Below are 24,589 nucleotides of genomic sequence, written 5' to 3' on the forward strand. Positions count from 1 at the left end.
GGCCATGGGCGCGCGCTGCTCGCTCGTCGTCAACGGCCGGTCGGTGCGCGTCTCGACCGGCGATACGCCCCTCGAGGCGGCCCTCGCCGAAGGCATGATCGCGCCCGTGCAGGCGCAACTCGCCAACCAGATTGCTGGCCAGGGCAGTGCCGCCCCGTCGAGCCGCCGGCCGCCGGCCCGCCGGGCCCGGGCCGAGGCCCTGCGGCCGAGCCTGCCCGGTGCCCCAATCCAGGGCCAGGAGGAGGCGCCGTCCCCGGCCGTCGCCATCCGCAAGGGCACCGTCTCGGAGATCCGCCGGCTCTGCCCCGGCATCGTCGAGGTGGTGGCGACCCTGACCCGGCGCCCGAACCTCGAACCCGGCCACCAGGCGCTCGTCACCTTCGCGGGCCTGCCCGCCCTGACCCTGGCCCCGACCCTGCGGGTCGATGGTTCCGCCGAGATCAACGAGGCGGTGTTCCATATCCCCCGAGATCCCGAGGGCGGCCCGGTCGACGCGATCCGGCTCGACCAGCCCGTGCGCCTGAAGGGCCCTGTCGGCCGCGGCCAGTACCGGCCCGGCGGCGGGCGCCTCGTGCTGGTGGCGGCCGGCGCCGGCTTCGGCCCGATCTGGTCGATCGCCCGGGCGGCCCGTTACGTCGAGCCCGCCCGCGAGATGGCGCTGGCGGTCGGCGCCCGCGACGCCCTCGACCTCTACATGCGCGAGAGCCTCGACTGGCTGCGCTGCACCGGCGTCGGCCGGATCGTGCTCTGCGCCGACCGTGGCGGCCAGCGCCCGCCGGACGTGCGCTCCGGCCCGCTCACCGCCCACCTGCCGAGCCTGCGCGCCACCGACGTCGTCCACGTGGCCGGCGACATCGCGACCATCGGCGCCGTGCAGGTGCTCGCCGCCGCGGTGGGCGCGCGCTGCTACCCGATCGTGCTCGCCTGACCGCGACGCTTCTCCGCGGACCGCGGCCGGACCATCAGGGCTCCGCCCCGAGACCCCGCCAAAGGGCCGGGGGCCCTTTGGGAACCCGTGTCGTCCCGTGAGTTCGTCTGCGTCGATGCTCCGCGTGCTCTGCCTCGGCTACAGCGTCACGGAGCTGCCGGGCTATGTCGAGCGGGCCAACGCCCTCGCCGAGGCCGAGGGGCGCCCGGTCACCTTCCTGCGCAGCGGCTGGGGCGGCCACTCCCTGCCCACGATCGCCTGCCTGATCGACGAGATCCTCGACGCGATTCCCTGCGACCACGTCCTGCTGGAGCTGTTCACCGGCAACGTCCGCTACTTCGACGGCGCGACGATGCGGGCCTACCTGGACGACATCCTGGCGGCGACCGCCCGGCGGAACCTGCCGGTCGCCTTCCTCAACCTCCACCAGGGCGGGGTCGCTTACGGCGCCGAACCGGTGGCCGCCCTGCTCGCGGAGTACCGCACCCTCTACAGCATTCCGTATCTCGACATCGCCGCCCCGGTGGCGGCGGGCGACAGCGGCTATTTCCTGACCGACGGGACCCATGTCGCGCCGGCCGGAGCCGAGCTCTACGGCACCCTGGTCTACGCCTTCCTGCGGGCGCCGCCGCCGGGCCGCACCTATATCGACCGGTTCCGGAGACTGCCGGTCCGGTTCGAATCCCTGCCGCTGCGCACCCTCCCCGGCCTGGATTGCGGGTTCACCCTGCGCCGCAACGGCATCCCGCTGCACTTCCTGGAGATCCCCGAGGGTGCGAGCGTCGAGATCCCGTTCGGGCGCCCGCGCCACGTGATCGGCGCGCTGGTGACCTACGGGCCGCAGGCCGGCACGCTCACGATCCGGGATCCGGCGCGCGGGCGGGCACGCGCGATCACCGCCTACGACGAATTCTCGTACTACACGCGCTCGGTCTACCGCAGCGCCGTGTTCCCGACCGCGCGGTCCCTGACGATCACGCAGGAGGCGTCGCTCCCGGACATCGCTCTGCGCAAGGGTGAGCCGGATCGGGGTCCACGGCTCGGGCGCGTGTCGCACGTCTTCTTCCGGCGCAGGCTCGGGCTCGCCGAGCACGCGGCGCTGATCCGCCACCGGCTGCTACGCAACCTGCGCCGGCTCACGGGTTTCCCAAGGGCCTGAGGCCCTTGGGCGGGGTGTCGGGGCGGAGCCCGACACCAGGGCTCCGCCCTGGACCCGCGAAAGGTCTCGGACCTTTCGAATCCGGGACTTCTTCAGCTCAGGCGGACGCGCCAGATTTCTTCGGCGTATTCGCGCATCGACCGGTCGGAGGAGAACCACGCCATCCGGGCGGTGTTGCGGATCGCCTTGGCCCACCAGCCGCGCGGGTCGCGCCAAGCGTCGTCGATGGAGCGCTGCACCCGCCAGTAATCGTCGAAATCGGCGGTGAGCAGGTACTGGTCGCGCTGGCGCAGGTCGTCGGTGAGCGGCCGGAACCGGCCCGGCTCCTCGGGGGAGAACCGCCCGGAGGCGATCATGTCCAGCGCCGCCGCCAGCCGCGGCGAGGCCTGGATGGCCTTGGCGGCGTAGCCCGGCTCGGCCTCGCGCGCCTGCACCCCGGCGGCGTCGAGGCCGAAGATGAAGATGTTGTCCGCCCCGACATGGTCGCGGATCTCGATGTTGGCGCCATCCAGCGTGCCGACCGTGAGCGCGCCGTTGAGCGCGAACTTCATGTTGCCGGTGCCCGAGGCCTCCATGCCGGCGGTGGAGATCTGCTCCGACAGGTCGGCGCCCGGGATGATCGTCTCGGCGAGGCTCACCGAGTAGTTCGGCAGGAACACCACCTTCAGCCGGCCCGCGACCTCCGGGTCGTCGTTCACCGCCTTGGCGACGTCGCAGGCGAGCTTGATGATCAGCTTGGCCCGGACGTAGCTCGGCGCCGCCTTGCCGGCGAAGATCTTGACCCGGGGCGTCCAGTCCCGGTGCGGCTCGGCCTTGATCGCCTGGTAGAGCGCCACCGTCTCGACGACGTTGAGCAGCTGGCGCTTGTATTCGTGGATGCGCTTGACCTGAACGTCGAACAGCGCGTCCGGGTCGATGTCGATGCCGGTGCGCTCGGCCACGACCTTGGCCAGCGCTTCCTTGCGCTGCCGGCGCACGGCGGCGTAGCGCGCCACGAAGGCCGGATCCTCGGCATGGGCCTCGAGACCCCGGAGCAGCGCGGGATCGTCGAGCACGCCGGGGCCCACCGTCTCCACGGCGAGCCGGGTGAGGCCCGGATTGGCGTTGTGGAGCCAGCGCCGGAAGGTGATGCCGTTGGTCTTGTTGACGATCTTGTCCGGATCCAGCGCGTGCAGGTGCGCGAACACCGTGGAGCGCATCAGGTCGGTGTGCAGGGCCGAGACGCCGTTGACCCGGCGGGCGCCGTGGAAGGCCAGGTGCCCCATGCGCACCCGGCGGCCATGGGCCTCGTCGATCAGCGAGATCGAGGCCAGGTAGGCGGCGCCCTGGTGAGCCGGGTCCTGGCGACCGTGCTTGGCCTGCTCTTCCAGGTGCATCCAGTTGATCAGGTAGATGATCTGCATGTGGCGCGGCAGCAGCCGCTCCATCAGCTCCACCGGCCAGGTCTCCAGCGCCTCGGGCAGCAGGGTGTGGTTGGTGTAGTTCAGCGTGTTGGTGGTGATGTGCCAGGCATCCTCCCAGGAGAGGCCGTGGTCCTCCAGGAGAATGCGCATCAGCTCCGGCACCGCGATGGCCGGGTGCGTGTCGTTGAGCTGGATCGCGGCGTGGTCGGGCAGGGAGCGCACGTCGCCGCGCTCGGTCACGTGCCGGGCGATGAGGTCCTGGAGCGAGGCCGAGGTGAAGAAGTATTCCTGGCGCAGGCGCAGCTCCTGGCCCTCGGCCGAGGAATCGCTCGGATAGAGCACCCGGGAGATCGCCTCGGCGCGCATGCGCGCCGCCACCGCGCCGACATGGTCGCCGCCGTTGAAGCGGGCGAGGTCGACCGGCTCGCCGGCCTCCGCCTTCCACAGGCGCAGCCGGTTGACGTGGCGCCCGCGCCAGCCGACCACCGGGATGTCGTGGGCGACCGCCCGCACGGTCTCGGCCGGCTGCCAGTGGCGGCGGATCACGCCCTCGCCGGGGGAGGACAGGGTCACGGTGCCGCCGAAGCCGATCGTGTAGCTCGCGTCCGGCCGGGCGAACTCCCAGGGGTTGCCCTCGGCGAGCCAGGTCTCCGGCGCCTCGCGCTGCCAGCCATCCTCGAAGGACTGGCGGAACAGGCCGTGATCGTACCGGATGCCGTAGCCGACCGCCGGGATGCCGATGCTGGCCATGCTGTCCATGAAGCAGGCGGCGAGCCGGCCGAGGCCGCCATTGCCGAGCGCCGCGTCGGGCTCGGCATCCTGCACGGCGTCGAGATCGACCCCGAGTTCCCGGAGCGCCGCCCGGGTCGTCTCGGTGAGGCCGAGATTGTTCATCGCGTCCGACATCAGCCGGCCGATGAGGAATTCGAGCGAGAGGTAGTAGACCCGCTTGTTCGGCACGGCCTTCTCGGAGGCCATGCAGGCCGCCACGATCCGCTCGCGCAGGGCCATCGCGGTCGCGACGAACCAGTCGCGCGGGCGGGCGGTCTCGGGCGTCCGGCCCAGCGCGAAGGTGAGCTTGGCGCGAATCGATTCCCGCAGGTCGACCACGGAATCGCCGGTCTCGGACAGGAGCGGCGCGATCCAGGCGGCGGTCGTCGGGATCTCGGATGCGCTGTCGTCGCGCAAGGCGTCCCGCTGGGCGGGCGGAGTGAGAACGTCGTTCAGCACGTGCGGGTCCCCCAAAAGTCGGCGCCCCGGATTCTAGCGCCAGGGCTATCGTGGGCGGATTATCTCTTTTGACGGATTGCCAGCGAATGAACGTCTCGGCGATCCGTGCCCCGAAGCCGCAAGTTTGCGATCGGCTTCCGGGCGAAGTCGTGGCGGGGCTGCCCCGACCGGGGCGTGCGACCGCGCGGCCAGAGATATGGCGCGACTACGTGACATTCTAGACACAACGGCCGGCGGCGCCAGCCCATGACGCGCGCATCTGAGCCGTCGCCAGCGCGCGGCTCAGCGGTTAACCGTAGCTCCGAGATTCGCGGGGCACAGCATGACCGAGACCGTCTGGTGGAAGCGCGGGACCGTCTACCAAGTCTATCCCCGCTCGTTCCAGGACACGAACGGCGACGGGGTCGGCGACCTGCCCGGCATCACCGCGCGGCTGGACTACCTCGCCTGGCTCGGGGTCGACGCCGTGTGGATCTCGCCGGTCTACCCCTCGCCCATGGCGGATTTCGGCTACGACGTGGCCGATTATTGCGGCATCGACCCGCTGTTCGGCACGCTGGCTGATTTCGACGCGCTGATCGCCGAGGCCCACCGGCGCAAGCTGAAGGTGATCCTCGACTTCGTGCCCAACCACTCCTCGATCGCGCATCCGTGGTTCGCGGAGAGCCGGTCGTCGCGCTCCAGCCCGAAGCGGGACTGGTACATCTGGCGCGACCCGGCCCCGGGGGGCGGTCCGCCGAACAACTGGGTCTCGAATTTCGGCGGCCCCGCCTGGACCCTCGATGAGGCCACCGGCCAGTATTACTACCACGCGTTCCTGGCCGAGCAGCCGGACCTGAACTGGCGCAACCCCGCCGTGCGGGCCGCGATGCACGACGCGCTGCGCTTCTGGCTGGAGCGCGGCGTCGACGGGTTCCGGGTCGACGTGATCTGGCACCTAATGAAGGATGCGGGATTTCGCGACAACCCGGCCAATCCCGCCTACGCGCCGGGCACGCCGGAGATCAACCGCTTCACCCAGGTCTACTCCGCCGACCGTCCGGAGGTGTTCGACGTGATCGCCGGGATGCGGGCGGTGCTGCGCCAGTACGGCGAGCGGGTGCTGATCGGGGAGATCTACCTGCCGATCGAGCGGCTGGTGGCCTATTACGGCCCCGACCTCGCGGGCGCCGACCTGCCCTTCAACTTCCAGCTGATCCAGACCCCGTGGCGGGCCGACGCCGTCGCCGACCTCGTGGCCAATTACGAGGCGGCGCTCCCCGAGGGCGGCTGGCCGAACTGGGTGCTGGGCAACCACGACCAGCCGCGGATCGCCGCTCGGGTCGGCGAGGCCCAGGCCCGCATCGCCGCGATGCTGCTGCTGAGCTTACGCGGCACCCCGACCCTCTATTACGGCGACGAGATCGGCCTCGGTCCCATCCGGATTCCGCCTGAGCGTGCCCAGGACCCCTGGGAGCGCAACGAGCCCGGGCACGGCCGCGACCCGGAGCGCACGCCGATGCAGTGGGATGAGGCTCCGCAGGCCGGCTTCTCCACCGCGGAGCCGTGGCTCCCGCTGTCGGAGGATTGGTCGGTCCGCAACGTCGAGGGCCAGCGCTCGGACCCGGCCTCGATGCTCACCCTGCACCGGCGGCTCCTGGCGCTGCGGCGCGACCACGCGGCTCTGGCCGTCGGCGACTACCGCGGCGTGCCCGTCGAGGCCGCGGACGTGTTCGCCTACGAGCGATTCGCCGACGGCGAGAGCCTGCGCGTGGTCCTGAACTTCGGCGGCGATTCGCAGAGCCTGCCCTTGCCCGAGGGCGATTGGACGATCCTGCTCTCGACGCTGGCCGGGCGGGCGGGCGCGCAGGCCCGCACGACGCTCGCCCTCGGCCCCGACGAGGGGGTGATTCTCCGCCGCGCCTGAGCCTCGGCCTGCCATCTCTTGTCGCAGTGCAGCGCAGTTATTCGGCCGTAGCCGAATCTGTAACCGAAGCTTAAGGCTGACGCTGGCCTAAATTGTGCGTCGCAGCGGAACTGTTGCGGCGAGGGAGCATTGGACATGGTTGAGGTCGTGACAGCGGTGTCTGCCCGATCCTCTGCCCGACCGGGGCATCCCGCCCGGCCAGGATCGATGCCGATGCACGATGCGCTTCGCGGTGGCTCCCTGGCCGATGACGCCTTCGGCGAGAGCGGCGGAGGCGCTGCGCAGTTCACCAATCCGGCCTGGCCGGCCTTGCTGCGCCGCCGCATCCTCTACGCCACCCCGGAGATGGCCGACTTCGTGAAGACCGGCGGCCTCGGCGAGGTCTCGGCCGCCCTGCCCCGGGCCCTGGTGCCGCATTACGATATCCGCGTCCTGATCCCCGGCTACCGCCAGGTACGCGCCGCGTTCCCCGAGATCCCGGTGGTCGCCCGGCTCGAAGGCTTCGCGGGCGTTCCGCCTTGCGACCTCGGCCTGGTCGAGGCCGCCGACGGATTGCGCATCTACGTCCTGCTGGCCCCCGAGCTCTACGAGCGCGACGGCACGCCCTACGGCGACGCCCACGGCGATTTCGGCGACAACGACCTGCGCTTCGCGCGCCTCAGCCTCGCGGCGGCGGAGATCGCCGCCGGCATCGATGGCGACTGGGCGGCGGATCTGCTGCATCTCAACGACTGGCAGGCGGCCCTCGCCCCGGCCTACCTGGCCTGGCGCGGCCGGCGCATCCCGAGCGTGCTGACGATCCACAACCTCGCCTATCAGGGCCTGTTCCCCCGCGACAGCCTGGGCCGCCTCGGCGTGCCGGACTCGGCCTTCCAGGTGGACGGCGCGGAGTTCTACGGCCAGCTCTCGTTCCTGAAGGCCGGCATCTTCTACGCCTCACAGGTCACCACGGTGAGCGAGACCTACGCGCGGGAGATCCAGACCGCCGAGATGGGTTGCGGGCTCGACGGGCTGCTGCGCACCCGCGCCGGCCAGGGCCGCCTCGCCGGTATCCTCAACGGCATCGACGAGACCTGGGACCCGAGCACCGACCAGCACCTCGCTACCCGGTTCGAGGTCGACGACTGGAAGGGCAAGCGCGCCAATGCCGAGGCGGTGCGCCAGCAATTCGGGCTGGCGGTGTCCCGCGGCCCGCTCTTCGCCATCGTCTCGCGCCTGGTGCACCAGAAGGGCATCGACCTGAGCCTCCAGGCGGCCGAGGCGATCGTGGCCGAGGGCGGCCAGCTCGTGGTGATCGGTCAGGGCGAGGGCCGGTTCGAGCAGGCCCTGCGCGGCCTGTCCAAGCGCCATCCCGACGCGGTCGGCGTGCATGTCGGCTTCGAGGAGGCCCAGGCGAGGCGGATGTTCGCCGGCAGCGACTTCCTGCTGATGCCCTCGCGGTTCGAGCCCTGCGGGCTCGCCCAGATGTACGCCCAGCGCTTCGGCTCCCTGCCGATCGTGCACCGCACCGGGGGCCTGGCCGACACGGTCGAGGACGGCGTGACCGGCTTCACCTTCCCGGAGGCTTCGGCCTCGGCCTTCGGCTCGGCGGTCCGCCGGGCCTTCGAGGCGTTCGGCCAGAAGAAGCGGCTCAACGCCATGCGCCGGCGCGCCATGGCCGCCCGGTTCGGCTGGGACCAGGCCGCCGACAGCTATGCCGGCCTCTACGCCCGTGCCATGGGCAACAGCCCGGCGCTGCGCTGGCGCGCCGAGTAAGACCGGGTTTCCAAAGGGCTCAGCCCTTTTGCAGGGGTTCGGGGGCGGAGCCCCCGAGACACCAGGGCTCTGCCCTGGACCCGCAAAAGGTCACGGACCTTTTGAATCCGTGACCTTCGAGGACGAGCCTCTATCGCTCCAGCACGAAGATCATCGTCGCCAGCGGCGGCAGGGTCAGCGACAGGGACTGGGCCTGGCCGTGGCTCGCCTGGCCGTCGGTGTGACCGCCGCCGTTGTTGCCGAGGTTCGAGCCGCCGTACACGGCTGCGTCCGAGTTGAACGCCTCCCTGTAAAAACCCGCCTCCGGCACGCCGACGCGGTAGCCCTCCCGGGGGAGCGGGGTGAAGTTCGAGACCACGATCGCGACCTCACCGGGATTGGCGCCCGTGCGGGCCCAGGCGATGACGCTGTTGTCCTGGTCGTCGGCCACCAGCCACTGGAACCCGGTCTGCTCGACGTCCCGGGCGTAGAGGGCCGGGGTCGAGACGTAGAGCCGGTTGAGGTCCCGGACCACGTCCTTGACGCCCTTGTGCAGGGGATCGTCGAGCAGGTGCCAGTCCAGGCTGTTGTCGTGGTTCCACTCGCGCTCCTGGCCGAACTCGCCGCCCATGAACAAGAGCTTCTTGCCGGGATGCCCCCACATGAAGCCGAAATAGGCGCGCAGGTTCGCGAACTTCTGCCAGCGGTCACCCGGCATCTTGCCGAGCAGCGAGCCCTTCCCGTGCACGACCTCGTCGTGGGAGAGCGGCAGGATGAAATTCTCCGAGAAGGCGTAGAGCAGCCCGAAGGTCAGGTTGTGGTGGTGGTAGCGGCGGTGGATCGGATCCTCCGACACGTATTTCAACGTGTCGTGCATCCAGCCCATGTTCCACTTGAAGCCGAAGCCGAGGCCGCCCGTGTAGGTCGGGTGCGAGACCCCCGGCCAGGAGGTCGATTCCTCCGCCACCGTGATCGTGCCCGGGGCGTGGCTGTAGGTCGCCTCGTTGGTCTTGCGCAGGAAGTCGATGGCGTCGAGGTTCTCGTTGCCGCCGTAGCGGTTCGGGATCCACTCGCCCTGGCGGCGCGAATAGTCGAGGTAGAGCATCGACGCGACGGCATCCACGCGCAGGCCGTCGAGGTGGTAATGCTCCAGCCAGAACCGGGCATTGGCGGCCAGGAAGGTCGCGACCTCGGTCCGGCCGAAATTGTAGATGTAGGTGCCCCAATCCTGGTGGAAGCCCTGGCGCGGGTCGGCGTGCTCATACAGGTGCGTGCCGTCGAACAGGCCGAGCCCGTGCGCGTCCAGCGGGAAGTGGCCGGGCACCCAGTCGAGCATCACGCCGATGCCGGCCTCGTGGGCGGTGTCGACGAAGGCGGCGAAATCCTCCGGCGTGCCGAAGCGGCTGGTCGGGGCGAACAGCGAGACCGGCTGGTAGCCCCAGGACCCGTCGAACGGGAACTCGGTGATCGGCAGCATCTCGATATGGGTGAAGCCCATATCCTTGACGTAGGGGATCAGCCGCTCGCCCAGCTCCTTGTAGGTGAGGTAGCGGTTGCCCTCCTCGGGCACCCGCGCCCAGGAGCCGAGATGGACCTCGTAGATCGAGATCGCGGCGTGGCGCGGGTCCTTGGCACCGCGGGTCTTCATCCAGCCGGAATCGCGCCAGGCGAACTCACCCGTCCCGTGGGTGATCGAGGCGGTCTCCGGCGGGTGCTGCGCGGCGAAGGCGACCGGGTCGGCCTTGAGCGGGATCAGGGCGCCGTCGGGGCCGCGGATCTCGAACTTGTAGCACGCGCCGGCCTTGAGGCCGGGCACGAACAATTCCCAGATCCCGCCGTCCTGCCACAGGCGCATCGGGTGGCGCCGGCCGTCCCAATCGTTGAAGTCGCCGACGACGCTGACCTTACGGGCGTTGGGCGCCCACACGGCGAAGCGGAAGCCGTCGATGCCGTCGAGCTGGCCGGACTGGGCGCCGAGCATCCGGTAGACCAGGTTGGTGCCGACCTCGCGCAGGGTCGCCACGTCGTATTGCTCGATCGAGGAGCCGAAGCCGTAGGGATCGAAGCGTTTGCGCTTGGTCCCGTCCCAGAGCTCGACCTCGATCTCGTAGAGCGGCCGGCCCTCGCCCTCGACCCGGGCGACGTAGAAGCCCTCCGGGTGCCGCTTCTCGAACGGCACAGTGCGGTCGCTCATCACCAGGGCGGCGGCCCGCGCCTCGGGCAGGACGGCGCGCACTTCCCAGAGGTCGGGGCCGACCCGGTGGGGGCCGAGCACCGAGAACGGGTCGCCGTGGTTGGCGCTCATCAGCGCCGCGATCGCGTCCGGATGGACGCTCGGCGGTGCCGAGGCGGCCCCGGAATGCGGGACATCCGCGTTCCGCGCGCTCGCCGCTTCCGGGTCGATCCGCGGTGCGAAGGTCTCGTCGATCGCCGTCATTCAGTTTCTCCGGGCTCGTGGCCGTCCGTGTCCAGAATGGTGAGAACCCCCCGGGCGGGGATTTCGATCCAGTCCGGCCGGTTGTTGGCCTCGTAATCGACTTCGTAGAGCGCCTTGGTCAGCAGGCAGAGGCGCAGCAGCCGCGCCCGCGTGGCCGGGTCGGTCACGGCCGCCCGCGTCCCCGCCACGGCCGTCTCGTAGCCGGCCAGGAACGCCGCCTCGATCATGCCGCGCCAGGCGCTAGCGGCGTCCCGCGCCCGTGCCTCGGAATCGCCGAACCGGACGGTGATCTCGCGGATCACGGTCTCGGCCCCGTACGCGAAGGAGCGCATCAGGCCGGCGACGTCACGCAAGGGCATCGACTTCGCCCGCCGCTCGTCGGCCGGGCGCGAGGGCTCGCCCTCGAAATCGACGATGATCAGGTCGCTCTCGGAGACCAGCACCTGACCGAGGTGATAATCGCCGTGGATCCGGATCTTGTGGGCCCCTCGCGGCGGCTCGGTGCTCAGCGCCTCGATCAGCGCCTCGACCTCGGCCCGCCGCTGCATGAGCGCCGTGCAGGCCGGCTTGCCGGCATCGAGGCCGCGCTCGGAGAGACCTTTCAGCGCCCGGAAGGCCCGATCGGCCTGGTGACGCGCGTCGCGGGCGAGCACCGCCAGGTCGTCCTCGGCGAAGGGCTCGGCCGCGAAGGCCGGGTCGTCGGTCTCCATCGCGAAGGCGGCGTGCATCTCGGCGGTGCGGCGGCCGAGCAGGTCGGCCCAGGGCCCATGGGCCTGGAACGCCTCCTCGGGGCTGACCGCCTCGCTCTCGGGGGTGAGCACCACGGTCTCGAAGTCCCGGCGCAGGCCCTCCAGCATCAGGGTCCAGGCGTCGCCCTGGTTCATGACGAATTTCTGAAGGACCGCCAGCGCCGTCCGCGTGCCATCCTCGGCCACGTGCTCGAGGGTGCCGAGCAGCGCGGGGGTGTTGGAGAAACCCGCCTGCTCGGTGAGGAAGCGCCCGACCTCGATCTCGGGATGCGTCCCCGGCTGCAGGCGGCGCAGGAGCTTGAGCATCATCTTCGAGCCGATGGCGATCGAGGTGTTGCTCTGCTCCGCCGACAGCCGGCGGATGTCGGCCACGTCCACCGTGACGTCCGGATCGAAGGCCGACGTGGTGGAAAAGACCAGCCGCCCGCTCTCCGTGGGAATCTCGGTGCCCTGGCGCATGGCGTCGATCAGGCCGGCCGCGAAGGCGTTGGAGCCGGCCGCGCCGTAGAGCAGCCCGGTGCGCGGACCGCGACGCACCCGCGCCACCGCGAAGGGCAGCAGCGTCTCGTCCTCGCGGCCCTCCTCGACGCCCACGGGCACGAAGTATTCCTGGGATTCGCCGTTGGCGAGCTGGACCTGCAGGCGCGGCAGCAGGAAGCGGGCGCTGCCGTCCACGTCCTTCAGGGCGGCGCAGTCGATCACCTTCACGGACCGGATCCGCGAGCCCTTGGCGCCGAACCAGCGCCGGCTGGTCAGGAACGGCGGCACCACGGTGCGCTCGAAGGCGACGCGCTCGCGGCCCGACATCAGGCTCTCGATGCCGCCGGTGAGCACCAGGGTGAACAGCTCCGGGGGCTCCTGCTGCGGGCCGATCGCGCCCGAGCGGGCGGCGCTGAGCGAGAACCAGTAGAAGCCGTAGGACGGCAGGGTCAGCAGGTAGGGCAGGTCGCCGATCGGCGGGAATTCGGAGCCGCCGGTCAGCTCGATCGGCACCGCGGTGCGCAGCTCCGACAGGTCGAGCTGCACCGCCTGGGGCGCGCGCGACAGGTTGGCGACGCACAGGATCCGCTCGTCCTCGTGCTCGCGGATCCAGGCCAGGACCTTGCGGTTCGAGGGATACAGGAACTGGATCGTGCCGCGGCCCAGCGCGACGCTGTTGTTGCGGATCGCGATCATCCGCCGGGTCCAGCTCAGCAGGCTGGTCTGCGACTGGGTCTGCGCCTCGACGTTGATCGCGTCGAAGCCGTAGATCGGGTCCTGGATCGCCGGCAGGAACAGCCGCTGCGGGTTCGCCCGGGAGAAGCCGCCGTTCCGGTCGGGCGACCATTGCATCGGCGTGCGCACGCCGTCGCGGTCGCCGAGATAGATGTTGTCGCCCATGCCGATCTCGTCGCCGTAATACAGCACCGGCGTGCCGGGCATCGACAGGACGAGGGACTTCATCAGCTCGATCTTGCGCCGGTCGTTCTCTAAGAGCGGCGCGAGGCGGCGGCGGATGCCGAGGTTGATCCGGGCCCGGCGCTCGGCGGCGTAGAACGACCAGAGATAGTCACGCTCCTCGGCGGTCACCATTTCGAGCGTCAGCTCGTCGTGGTTGCGCAGGAAGATGGCCCATTGGCAGCCCTCCGGGATCTCCGGGGTCTGGCGCATGATGTCGGTGATCGGGTGCCGGTCCTCCCGGGCGATCGCCATGTACATCCGCGGCATCAGCGGGAAGTGGAACGCCATGTGGCATTCGTCGCCGTCGCCGAAATACTGCGCGGTCTCCTCGGGCCACTGGTTGGCCTCGGCCAGCAGCATCCGGTCGGGATAGCTGGCATCCAGCGCCGCCCGGATTTTTTTGATCACATCATGCGTTTCGGACAGGTTCTCGCAGTTCGTGCCGTCGCGCTCGATCAGGTAGGGGATCGCGTCGAGTCGCAGGCCGTCGACGCCCATGTCGAGCCAGTAGCGCATCGTCGCGATGACGGCTTCCAGCACCTTCGGGTTGTCGAAGTTGAGGTCCGGCTGGTGGCTGTAGAACCGGTGCCAGAAATACTGCTTGGCGACCGGATCCCAGGTCCAGTTCGAGGCCTCGGTGTCGAGGAAGATGATCCGCGTATCCTTGTACGGCGCGTCGGTATCCGACCAGACGTAGAAGTCGCGCTCGGGTGAGCCGGGGGGCGCCTCGCGGGCCGCCTGGAACCAGGGGTGCTGGTCGCTGGTGTGGTTGATCACGAGCTCGGTGATCACCCGCAGGCCGCGCGCGTGCGCCGCCGCCACGAAGGCCTTGAAGTCCTCCATGGTCCCGTAGGACGGGTTGATGCCCTCGTAATCGGCGATGTCGTAGCCGTCGTCGCGCAGGGGCGAGGGATAGAACGGCATCAGCCAGATCGCCGTGACGCCGAGGTCGCGGACATAGTCCAGCCGCCGGGTCAGGCCCTCGAAATCACCGATCCCGTCGTCGTTCGAGTCGAAGAACGACTTGACGTGGATCTGGTAGATGATGGCGTCACGGTACCATTGCGGGTCGCTGCGATCGATCATCGCGTCGCTGCCTCATCGGTCGAAGGGACTGGGACCGGCGGGCGGAACCGGCCGGGGCGCGGGCGATCGGCCGCGCGGCGCAAGAGTCGGCGCCGGGCGGGCCCGGCGTCGGAATTAGAAGTCATGGTCAGGTGCCATGGGCTGGCTCAGCCCGCAACCCGCCGCGGCGCCCGAAGACGCCAGATGATGCAGGATCGCTCGGCCGGATCCAGCGCGATCCGGTGGGTCTTGCCGCGCAGCTCGAACGTGTAGCCCTGGAGCAGGTCCTCAACCTCCACGGCGCCGTCATCGGGCAGGCCGAACAGCCAGAGCGGCACCTCGTAGGTGCATTCCTGGCGGTTCTTGGGATCGAGGTTGACCATGGTGAACACGCAATTGTCACGCTCCGGCGTCGCCTTGGCGTAGGCGATGATCTGGTCGTTGGAGGCGCCGGTGAAGACCACGTTGCGGAAATCCCAGAGGGCCGGGTTCTCGCGGCGGATCTTGTTGAGCGTGACGATGTGCTCGCGGATATTGCCGGGCCGGTCGTAGTCCCAGGCCTTCAGCTCGTATTTTTCGGAGTTCAGATACTCTTCCTTGCCGGGATACGGCGCCGCCTCGCACAGCTCGAAGCCGTTATAGATGCCGTAGACCGACGACAGGGTGGCGGCCAGCGTCCCCCGGATCACGAAGCCCGCCCGGCCGCTGGTCTGGAGGAAGTACGGGTTGATGTCGGGCGTATTCGCAAAGAAGTTCGGGCGGTAATACTCGCCCATCTCGCCGGCGAGCTCCAGGGCGTACTCGGTCAGCTCCTGCTTGGTGTTGCGCCAGGTGAAGTAGGTGTAGCTCTGCTGGTAGCCGGCCTTGGCCAGCTTCTTCATCATCTTCGGCCGGGTGAAAGCCTCGGCCAGGAACAGCGCGTCGGGATAGCGGCCGTTGACCTCGGCGATCACCCATTCCCAGAACGGGATCGGCTTGGTGTGCGGGTTGTCGACCCGGAAGATCCGCACGCCCCGGGCGCACCAGCCGAGCAGGATGTCGCGCAGCTCGATCCAGAGCGAGGGCAGGGCGCCCCCGTAGAAATGGACGTTCGAGATGTCCTCGTACTTCTTGGGCGGGTTCTCGGCGAATTTCAGCGTGCCGTCGGGGCGCCACTCGAACCATTCGGGATGGTCCTTGATCCAGGGATGGTCCGGCGAGCACTGGATCGCGAAGTCGAGGGCGATCTCCATGCCGTAGGCGTGGCTTTCCGCCACCAGGCGCTCGAAATCCTCCAGCGTCCCGAGGTCGGGATGCACGGCCTCGTGACCGCCCTCCTCCGCGCCGACCGCGTAGACCGAGCCGACGTCGCCCGGCAGGGCCTTGAGGGTGTTGTTCTTGCCCTTCCGGTTGGTCCGGCCCACCGGGTGAATCGGCGTGAAGTAGAGCACGTCGAAGCCGAGCTCGCGGATCTCCGGGAGCCGCTTGATCACATCGTCGAAGGTGCCGTGGCGGTTCACGTCCATCGATTGCGAGCGCGGGAAAATCTCGTACCAGGCGGAGAACCGGGCCGCGAGGCGGTCGGCGATCACCGGCAGCACCACCGGATAGCGGCTGAGATTCACCCGCTCGGCGTTCCGGCGCACGAGGCTCGCCGCCTCGGGCTGCAGGATCCGCTCGAGCTGGGCGGCCGAGCCGGTCTCCTCCGCGGCGAGCGCCGCGACCAGGGCGGCGAGCCGCTCCGCGTCGCGCCCGGCGCCGCGGCCCCGGGCGAGGGAGGCGGCGCTCTCCACCAGGGTGACGCCCTCGATCGTCTCCAGGCGGATGTCGACGCCGGCGGCGCGCTTCTTCAGGGTGTCGCGCACCCAGGAGGAGAACGGGTCGCGCCAGGCGATCAGGGTGAACTCGTAGCGGGCGTTGCGCTCCAGGGGGAATTGCCCGGCCCAGCGGTCGTTGTCGACGAAGACCATCGGGTCCTCGCGCCACGCCTCGGTGCCGGCGACCCGCGACAGGATCGCGGCGTCGAGGATCTCGTGGCCGTCGGAGAAGATGTCGGCCTCGACCCGCAGGGATTCGCCGACGATGCGCTTCACCGCCGAGCGGCCGCCGTCGATCTCCGGGCTCACCGCCTCGATCACCACCCGGCCCTCGCCGTCCGGCGTGCCGCGCTCGGGCAGCTGGGCGACCTGGGCGGCGCTGGCGCTGAGGATGCGCAACTCGCCCGGCAGCAGGTCGATGGCGCTGCCGGGATGGAAGGCGATCGGCTCGGCCTCGGGGGTCCGGTCGACGAACGTGCCGAGCATGCCGCCGGTCCGGGCGATGAGCGCCCCGGCCTCCACCGGCACCGGCTTGTCCGAGGGGTTGTAGAGCACGATCAGCGCGTGCTGCGCCGAGGCCGGATGGCCGGTGTCGAAGCGGGCCAGCGCCACGAGGTCGCTGTCGGGAGCCGAGATGCGCAGCTGCGCACCCTCGACATTGGCGGCCGGCAGTTCGGCCCGCAGGGCGTTGATCGCCCGGATCGAGGCGGAGATGTCGATGCCGGTGTCGTTCTCGCGGTCGCGCGGGGTGGTCTCGACCACGTGCAGCGCCCGGCGGTAGCCCCATTCGTAGCCGATCGGCATCAGCACGCCGGCCGAGAAGAAGGCGGCCAGCGCGTAGCGGGTGCGCAGGTGCCGCGCCACCGCCTCGGAGCCGCCGCCGATCTCGGCGGCTAGGCGCTGCATATCGTGGTTTTCCGGGAAGGCGATCGAGGGCGCCAGCACCCGCAGGCGCTCGTACTGCTCCAGTGCCCAGGGCTTCTTCAGGTCCCACCAGGCGAAGGAGTTGAACAGGTAGTCGAAGCCGGCGCCGGCCGTGGCCTTCGCCTCCTCGAAGGTGCAGCCCAGGGTCTCGGCGGCGAACAGGCAGGCGGAATCGCGGCCCTTGGCCTCGCCGATCAGGACGCGCCAGGTCTCGGGCGGGACCTTGTAGGCGGCGTCGCACCGGAAGCCCGCGACGCCGAGCGCCTGCAGCCGGGCGACGTAGGCGCCCCAGATCCGGGTCAGCTCGTCCCGGGCGGCGGGCGTGTGATAGTCGAGCTCGACCAGATCGCCCCAGACCGTGCGGATCGAGGGATCGTCCGGATCCACCGCGCCCGGATGCATGATCGAGCCGTCGGGCTCCTTCATGAACAGGTCGGGCCGCTCCAGAGCCAGCCGGGCGTTGTCGGCGGTGTGGTTGATCACGAGGTCGGTCATCACCGACAGGCCGGCGGCCTCGGCGGCGGCGCAGAAGCGGCGGATCTGCTCGTCGTCCGGGGTGCCGTCCTGGTCGCGGAACCGCTCGTCGAGCCGCTCGGGATCGGCCACCGCGTAGAGGCTCCGCGAGCCGCCGGTCTGGTGGAACGGGTTCAGGTAGATCCAGTCGAAGCCGAGCGATGCGATCCGGGGCAATTCGGCCGCCCAGTCGGAGACGCGCCCGACCAGGAGCGGGAACAGGTTGTAGATCCGGGGCCCTTCGGCGCGAGGCGCCAGGGCTGCGGGCAGGACGGCTCCGGTCGTCGCAGCGGCGGTGGCGGCGGCGGTGGTCGGTGCGTTCATGCTGGTCTCTGGCTCCTGGTCCATGGTCGTAACGCCCGAACCGCGCGGGCGTGCCTTACGTGGGACGGCGCGGATGTTCAGGTCCGCGCCACCCGCCTCTCAGCAGATTCGCATGACAGGGCCGCGAGGGGCCTGCCCGGGCGACTGGCGTCAGTGCGAGCGGAGCGAAGCAAGCCAGAGAGACGCGACGATCTGGGAACGCGCGCTGCCCTGGGTTGCCTCGCTCCACTCGCAATGACGGAGCGGATCACCCCTGCCGCCGCAGGACCGCGTAGGGCAGGTCGCGCAGGAGCTGGCCGAGGTCGGCCCCCTCCCCTCCGGTCTCCACGATCTGGCCCGACACGAGGTCGCGCCAGTGCGTGCCCGCCCCGAGATCGACCCGGGTTCCGGCGAACGCCTCGCCCGACCAGACCGCGTCGCCGACGATGCCGGCGAACAGACGCGGCACCGCCACGAACAGGTCGCCGCCCTCCTCGCCGGGATCGGTCCGCCGGTAGGCGATGACGTGGGCCGCCCGGGCGCCCGTGGCTTCCACCGGCTCGTAGGCGGCGCTGGCGTAGAAGGCCGGGCGCTCGGCCCGCTCGGCGAGCAGACGCGCCAGGGTCGCCTGCTTGACCCGCCCGTCCGGCCAGTGCGGCAGCAGCGCGGCCGGTTCGCCGCCCTGTTCGAGCATCCGCTCCAGGGCCGGGTAATCCACCGGGCGGCGGTTGTCGGGATCGACGAACGAAAAATCCCAGACCTCCGTGCCCTGGTAGGTGTCGGGCAGGCCCGGCAGGGTGCATTTCAGCACCGTCCGGCCGAGCCCTGCGAGCATGCCGAGATGGGCGAGCCGTCGGGCGAAGGGGCGCAACTCGTGCAGGAAATCCGAGCCCGGGGCGATCAGCGCGGAAAACAGCTTCTTGACCGCGCCCTCGTAGACCTCGTCGACATTGACCCAGCTCGAGCGGCGCTTGCCCTCGCGCATGGCCTTCTCGCCATAGGCGATCAGCCGATCGCGAAAATCCGCGATCGTGGCGGTCTCGTCCCGCTCCAGCAGCTCCAGCGGCCAGGCGCCGAGGATCGCCTGGAAGAACATCCACTGGTCGTTGGCATCGGGGGCCGGCTCGCCATCGATCCGGGCGAGATGCGGCCCGGCGGTGCGCTGCCACAGGTCCCAGGCGCCGGCCCAGCCCTCCGGGATCTCGGAGAGCGCGAGCATCCGGGTCCGGGCATCCTCGCCGCGCTTGGTGTCGTGGGTCGCCGTGGTGATCATGGCGTTCGGCCAGTCGCGGGCGCGGGCGATCTGCAGGTCGTGGAAATGCTCGGCGTCGATGCCGTACTCGCCCGGATCGCCGCCGACCTCGTTGAGGCCGAGCAGGCAGGCGTACCGGTAGAACAGCGTGTCCTCCAGGCTCTTGGCCATGACCGGGCCGGTGAGCTGCTGGAACCGGCGACGGAAGCGCAGGACCACCCGCGGGTCCGGGCGCCCCGGCCCCACGGTCTCGATCCGCCCGAGCAGCACGTCGGCGGCGAAATCGTGCACCGAGCGGTCCGGCAGGCCCGACCAGCGCTTGGCCTTGGCGACCGCGCCCTCGATCAGCCGCACGTCCTCGGGCTCGACCTCGCCCTCCTCCAGCTCCGGCGGCAGGTAGCTGCGATAGGTCGGGAAGCGGGCGATGATCTCGATCAGGGCCCGGCGCAGGGCGTTGACGGTGAAGTCGCGGGTGCGCCGGTCGGCATCCGCCACCTCCTTGAGGTCGGTGGTCAGCACCTCCAACTCGCTGGCGAAGCTGATCTCCAGGATCTCGGCCTTGGCGGCGCGGAGCTGGAAGCCGTAGGGCTCATCGAAGCCCGAGGCCCATTCGTAGAGCCGCCGGACCTTCCCCTGCCGCTCCTTGTCCACCAGGATGCCGTCGAGCTGGTTGAGCACGTCGTAGCCCGTGGTCCCGGCCACCGGCCAGGGCCGCAGCCGCTCGCCGGGCTCCAGGATCTTTTCGACGACCACGTAGAAGCCGGGACCCACGGCGGCCTGGAGCGCCCTGGCGTAGCCCAGCGGATCTGCGAGCCCGTCGATGTGGTCGATGCGCAAGCCGTCGATCCGGCCCTCGCGGATGTGCCGGAACACGGTCTCGTGCGAGCGGTGGAAGATGTCGGACAGCTCCACCCGCAGGCCGGCGAGCGAGTTCACGTCGAAGAACCGGCGGTAGTTGATGTCGCTCGACGCCACCCGCCAATGGGCCAGCCGGTAGGCCTGGGCCTCCAAGAGCCGGTGCAGCGGCCCGAAGCTGTCGGGGCGGCCCTTGAAGCCGTTGAGCAGCGCCAGGGTGCTGGCGGTCGCCTCCTGGATCAGGGTCGAGACGCCGTAGATCTCGGCGAGCCGGCGCTTGAGCCCCTCGGCCTCCTCCGGAAAACCCTTCCGGCGGGTCTCGTCGGTGTCGATCGCCATGGCGCGCAGGCGCTCGGAGATGGCGAGCAATTCCGCGGTGGTGTCGTCGTCCACCGCGCCGATGGCGGCGATCACCCGGTTCAGGATGGTCGGGTAGCTCAAGGGGCGGATCGGCAGCTGGTGCTCATAGTGCCAGACGCTGAAGGCGCCGGCCTCGGGATCGAACTTCAGCTCCAGGGTACCCTGCTCCAGGGCCTCGCCGTAGCGCTCGCCCAGGAACGGGATCACCAGGTTGCGGCCGGCGCCGAGGCGCTGCCAGTCGATGTCGAAGGCGTCCGCGAAGGGCGACAGGGAGCCCCATTCCAGCACCGAGAGCCACCACGGGTTGTCGGAGCCGCCGACGCCCATGTGGTTGGGCACGATGTCCAGGAGCAGCTTCAGCCCGTGCCCGTGCAGGGTCTCGGACAGCTTGACGAAGCCCTCCTCGCCGCCGAGCTCCGGGTTGATCGCACCGTGATCGACGATGTCGTAGCCGTGGGTCGAGCCGGGCCGCGCCTTCTGGAGCGGCGAGGCGTAGACGTGGCTGATCCCGAGCTTCTTGAGATACGGGACGATCCGCTCCGCGTCCGCGAAGGTGAAGTCCTTGTGGAACTGCAGCCGGTAGGTCGATTGCGGCGGGGGCGCCGCCAGCCGGGCGGAGCCCGAGCGCGGGCCCCGCGACTCGGCCGAGAGCGAGGCCGCCAGCTTGGCGAGCGGGCCGCCCGGGGCGGCGATGGCGACGAGGTCCCGGTCGAGCTTGCGCCGCCAGTTCGGGTAGCCCTCGGTGGAGCCCGGCACGTTGGCCTGGGCGAGTTCCGAGACCACGTCCTCGTACTGCACGGCGGTCAGCATCGAGGGGGCGCGGGCGAGGTAGCGGGCGGCGGCCTCGAACGGCGCGGCCTCGGGGGGCTCGGCCGAGGGCAGAAGCTGCTCGGCGGCGAGCGCCTCGGTGAGGCGGCGGCGCTCGACCACCCGCTCGTTCCGTTCGGCCTCGGCGCGATCCTGATCGTACAAGCCCAGCGACTGGCGGGTGTCGGTGTCGACCCCGCGCCACCAGCCGACGAAGGTCGGCAGGTCGTGGGTGGTGATGGCGGTGAGCGCGTCGCGCGGATAGGCGGAGGGGGCCTTGAAGCGACCGTCCCCTTCCCGCTCGAAGGCCAGGATCCGGTAGCTGAGCACGCCGGCCCGCATCAGGGCGTCGGAGAAGCCTTCGGGCGCGGTGCCGAGATCCTCGGCGATGACCAGGCACTTGTTGCGGTGGCTCTCCAGCCTCAGCACCGCCAGCATCGGCTCGAACGGCATCGCCACGTAGGCGCCGGCATGGGCGCCGGCCCCCAGCGGGATCAGGAACAGCCGGGCGAGCTGGAAGGCGTGGTCGATCCGGATCGCGCCGGCATGGCGCATGTTGGCCTGGACCAGGGCGCGGAACGCCGCGAGGCCGTCGCGCTCCATCTCCAGCGGGTCGAAGGCCGGCAGGCCCCAGTTCTGGCCCTTGGGCGCCAGCAGGTCCGGGGGCGCGCCGATCGAGACCCGGTCGGCGAAGCGCTCGGGATGCGACCAGATCTCGGAGCCGCCCCGGTCGGCGCCCACCGCGAGGTCGCGGTAGAGCCCGACCCGCATGCCGGCGCCCAGAGCCGCCGCGGAGGCCGCGGCGAGCTGGCGGTCGGCGAGGTATTGCAGCCAGGCGTGGTAGCCCACCGCCTCGGCGTTCCCGGCCGCGAAGGCCACGACCGCGTCGGTGCCGGCACGGCGGTATTCCTCCGGCCAGTCGCCGAGCCAATGGGCGCCTTGCTGCCGGAAATGCTCGGACAGGGCCTCGAACACCGCGTGCGCGGCGAGATCCGCGCCGCCCTCCTGGCGGAAGCGCTCGAACGCGGCGTCGGTGCCGGCCCGGGCCGGGGATTCGAGCCAGAGGGCGCGCAGCACCGGGTCGAGCACGTCGGCCACGCCCTGGTGATCGACGAGCGCCGCCTCGCGGAGCGCCGTGATCGCGTCGGCGCGGTCGGCGAGGAGCGCCTCGGCCCGGGAGCCGGCGAGCCCCGGCAGGCTGTGCGGCGCGATGAACAGGGTCTCGAGGAACAGCCGCGAGGACGGCGAGTAGGGCGAGATCTTGGTCCGGTCGGAGCCGAACAGGGCGTGGACCGGGCTGAGGCCCAAGAACGCCGCCCCGCGCAGGGCCGCCTCGCGGGCGGCCTCGCCGGCATCCGCGTAGGTGCCGATGCCAATATTGGTGGCCGAGCGCAGGCCGTAGAGCTGCGCGGCCATGCCCCAGTCGGAGGCGCCCTCCTCCGTGTAGGGCCGCGGGCGCCAGCAGCGCTGGGGCGCGGCGATCACCCAGGATTCGGCCCGGATCCGGCCGGCCTGGACGGTGAGGCGATGGTAGCCGGGGGTCAGGGGCGGCAGCTCGAAACCCGGCTCGGCCCCCTGCGGGTTGGCCCGGCCCTCGCGGGCCGCCCCGCGCTCGTCCACCAGCCGCCAGACCAGGGTGTGCGGGGCGCCGTCCGCGACGCGCACCGGCACCCGGGCGGTGCGGCGCGCCTCCACGGGCAGAAGCGGCGGCACCAGGCCCCGGCGCAGGGCCTCGACCTGGGCGAGGCTCTCGGCCACGCCGGCCTCATCCTCGACCGCGAAGCCGAGCGCCGCCAGCAGGCCGCGCCGCACCTCCAGGGAGGTCTCGACCGGCTGGCCGAAGGCGTCGGTATAGCCGGCGGCGACGCCGACGAGGTCGGCGAGTTTTTCCAGGGGGCTCACGAGCGGGGCTCCGTCAGGAACAGGCCTGTCCAGGACGGCAGGTCCCGTCCGGTCTTATCGGGGGCGTTGGTCCAGACCACCCGGGCATCGCCCGGATCCACCGCGAAGGCCGCGTCCCCGACATTGGCGACGAACCGCAGGGTGCCGGCGCCGAACCGCCAGGTGCAATCGACCACATCGGATCGCGGCAGGGTGGCGGCGGCGCCTTGGTAGCCGGACTTCGCCAGCGGCACCACGACGTCCCGCCTTAGACCCAGCAGGCGCGTCGTCTCGGCCAGGACCTCGCGGTGCGGCGAGCGCGCCCGCTCCGACCAGTCGAGCTTCGAGGTCTCGAAGGTCTCGCGCTCCGTAGGATCCGGGATCTTCGAGGTGTCGTCGGCGAACGCCGCAAAACTCTTGAACTCCCGGCGACGGCCCTCGCGCACGGCGGTGTTGAGGTCCGTATCCGGAGCGAAATCCACGAAGAACAGGAACGGCGTCGAGGCCGACCATTCCTCGCCCATCCAGAGCATCGGGATCTGCGGCGCCAGCAAAAAGCCGGCCCGGGCGAGATCGAGCTTTTTCGGGTCGGCCAGATGGCTCAGCCGCTCGCCCAGCGCCCGGTTGCCGACCTGATCGTGGTTCTGCAGGAAGGTCACGAAGGCCGAAGGCGGCAGATGCGCCGAGGGCTCGCCGCGCGGATGGTTGCCCAGCGTCGAGAACGGCTCGCCCTGATACGCAAAGCCCTCCGCCAGGCAGCGGGCCAAGCGCTCGACTGGTTTGTCGGCAAAGCTTTGATAATAGCCGGCGTCCTCACCGGTGAGCAGCACGTGCCAGCAATGGTGCAGGTCGTCGGCCCATTGCGCGTCGTGCATCTTCGGCCGCCCGGCGGCGTCGCGCTCCAGCCAGCGGGCCTGGTTGGCCTCGTTCTCCAGCATCAGGTGGATCTGGCGGTCCGGAAAGGTTTTGCGGACCGTCTCGCCGAGCTCGGCCAGGAAGTGGCGGGGCGAATCGTCGAGGATCGCGTGGACGGCGTCGAAGCGCAGGCCGTCGAAATGGTATTCCTCCAGCCAGTACAGGGTGTTCTGGATGAAGAACTGCCGTACGGTGGCGCCGCTCTCCTTGCCGTCGAAGTTGATGCCCGCGCCCCACGGCGTCTGGTGGCGCTCGGTGAAGAAGGTCTTGGCGTAGGCGTGGAGGTAATTCCCGGCCGGTCCGAAATGATTGTAGACCGCGTCGAGATAGACCATCAGCCCGAGCCCGTGGGCGACGTCGATCAGGCGCTTGAGGTCGTCCGGGCGGCCATAGGCGCCGTCGGGGGCGTAGGGCAGGACGCCGTCGTAGCCCCAGTTGCGCGAGCCCTTGAAGTCGGCGAGCGGCAGCAGCTCGATCGCGGTGACGCCGAGCGCCTTGAGGTCGGGCAGGCGCGCCTGCAGGCCGGCATAGGTGCCCTCGGGCGTGGCGGTGCCGACATGGCACTCGTAGATCACCGCCTCCTCGAACGGGCGCCCGGTCCAGGCCTCGTCCGACCACGCGAAGGCGCGCGGATCAACCACCTCGCTCAGGCCCGAGACGTCGTCCGGCTGGAAGCGCGAGGCAGGATCCGGCACGACGAGGTCGCCGTCGACGCGAAACCCGTAGCGGGCGCCCGGCTTCACCCCGGGCAGGGCGGTGCGCCGCCAGCCGCCGCCGGATTCGGGCAGCGGATGGTCGATGCCGTCGACGACGAGCTCGACGCTCTTGGCGGTCGGCGCCCAGAGAGCGAAGCGCACGCCGCCCTCCACCATCTCGGCTCCGAAATCCATGCTGTGGGCGCGCCGCATCGGGCCACGGTCCTCGTCGTTGGC

Annotated in this window: 10 protein-coding genes; 4 read left to right on the forward strand and 6 right to left on the reverse strand. The window is 70.5% G+C overall.

Annotated features, from left to right (window positions below):
- The first annotated feature begins 4 nt into the window (after window positions 1-4).
- Both MKL20_RS10075 and MKL20_RS10080 read left to right on the forward strand, forming a co-directional pair.
- Entirely contained in the window at window positions 5-928 is a 924-nt protein-coding gene (locus tag MKL20_RS10075; protein WP_244036616.1) for a ferredoxin--NAD(+) reductase, read from the forward strand.
- A 97-nt stretch (window positions 929-1,025) separates the two neighbouring features.
- Complete coding sequence (locus MKL20_RS10080) at window positions 1,026-2,087, forward strand: SGNH/GDSL hydrolase family protein (RefSeq protein WP_244036553.1); 1,062 nt, start codon at window positions 1,026-1,028, stop codon at window positions 2,085-2,087.
- A 92-nt stretch (window positions 2,088-2,179) separates the two neighbouring features.
- On the opposite strand, the gene MKL20_RS10085 is transcribed toward MKL20_RS10080, so the two are convergent.
- Complete coding sequence (locus tag MKL20_RS10085) at window positions 2,180-4,720, reverse strand: glycogen/starch/alpha-glucan phosphorylase (RefSeq protein WP_409568139.1); 2,541 nt, start codon at window positions 4,718-4,720, stop codon at window positions 2,180-2,182.
- 322 nt (window positions 4,721-5,042) lie between these two features.
- Between MKL20_RS10085 and MKL20_RS10090 the strand changes: the two genes are divergently transcribed.
- Together MKL20_RS10090 and glgA are read left to right on the forward strand one after the other, a co-directional pair.
- Window positions 5,043-6,626 carry an alpha-amylase family glycosyl hydrolase gene (locus MKL20_RS10090; RefSeq protein WP_244036554.1) on the forward strand — a complete coding sequence of 528 codons (1,584 nt, stop codon included), beginning with the start codon at window positions 5,043-5,045 and terminating at the stop codon, window positions 6,624-6,626.
- A gap of 213 nt (window positions 6,627-6,839) precedes the next feature.
- Window positions 6,840-8,381 (forward strand): glycogen synthase GlgA, encoded by a 1,542-nt coding sequence (gene glgA / locus MKL20_RS10095; protein WP_244036555.1) that lies wholly within the window; start codon window positions 6,840-6,842, stop codon window positions 8,379-8,381.
- Between the two features lie 130 nt (window positions 8,382-8,511).
- Here glgA and glgB read toward each other — a convergent pair whose 3' ends face one another.
- From glgB to treZ, 5 genes are all read right to left on the reverse strand, one after another.
- Window positions 8,512-10,797 (reverse strand): 1,4-alpha-glucan branching protein GlgB, encoded by a 2,286-nt coding sequence (gene glgB / locus MKL20_RS10100; RefSeq protein ID WP_244036556.1) that lies wholly within the window; start codon window positions 10,795-10,797, stop codon window positions 8,512-8,514.
- On the reverse strand, window positions 10,794-14,072 hold the full coding sequence (treS, locus tag MKL20_RS10105) for a maltose alpha-D-glucosyltransferase (protein ID WP_243961758.1): 3,279 nt from the start codon (window positions 14,070-14,072) through the stop codon (window positions 10,794-10,796). Before treS ends, glgB begins: the two co-directional genes overlap by 4 nt.
- Before the next feature lie 146 nt (window positions 14,073-14,218).
- On the reverse strand, window positions 14,219-17,608 hold the full coding sequence (locus MKL20_RS10110) for a maltotransferase domain-containing protein (protein WP_244036557.1): 3,390 nt from the start codon (window positions 17,606-17,608) through the stop codon (window positions 14,219-14,221).
- A gap of 247 nt (window positions 17,609-17,855) precedes the next feature.
- Window positions 17,856-22,763, reverse strand: a complete 4,908-nt coding sequence (locus MKL20_RS10115) for a malto-oligosyltrehalose synthase (RefSeq protein ID WP_244036558.1) — start codon at window positions 22,761-22,763, stop codon at window positions 17,856-17,858.
- On the reverse strand, window positions 22,760-24,565 hold the full coding sequence (gene treZ, locus MKL20_RS10120; protein ID WP_244036559.1) for a malto-oligosyltrehalose trehalohydrolase: 1,806 nt from the start codon (window positions 24,563-24,565) through the stop codon (window positions 22,760-22,762). Before treZ ends, MKL20_RS10115 begins: the two co-directional genes overlap by 4 nt.
- Window positions 24,566-24,589 lie beyond the last annotated feature (24 nt).

The sequence above is a fragment of the Methylobacterium sp. E-066 genome, from assembly GCF_022829635.1.
Classification (GTDB): domain Bacteria; phylum Pseudomonadota; class Alphaproteobacteria; order Rhizobiales; family Beijerinckiaceae; genus Methylobacterium.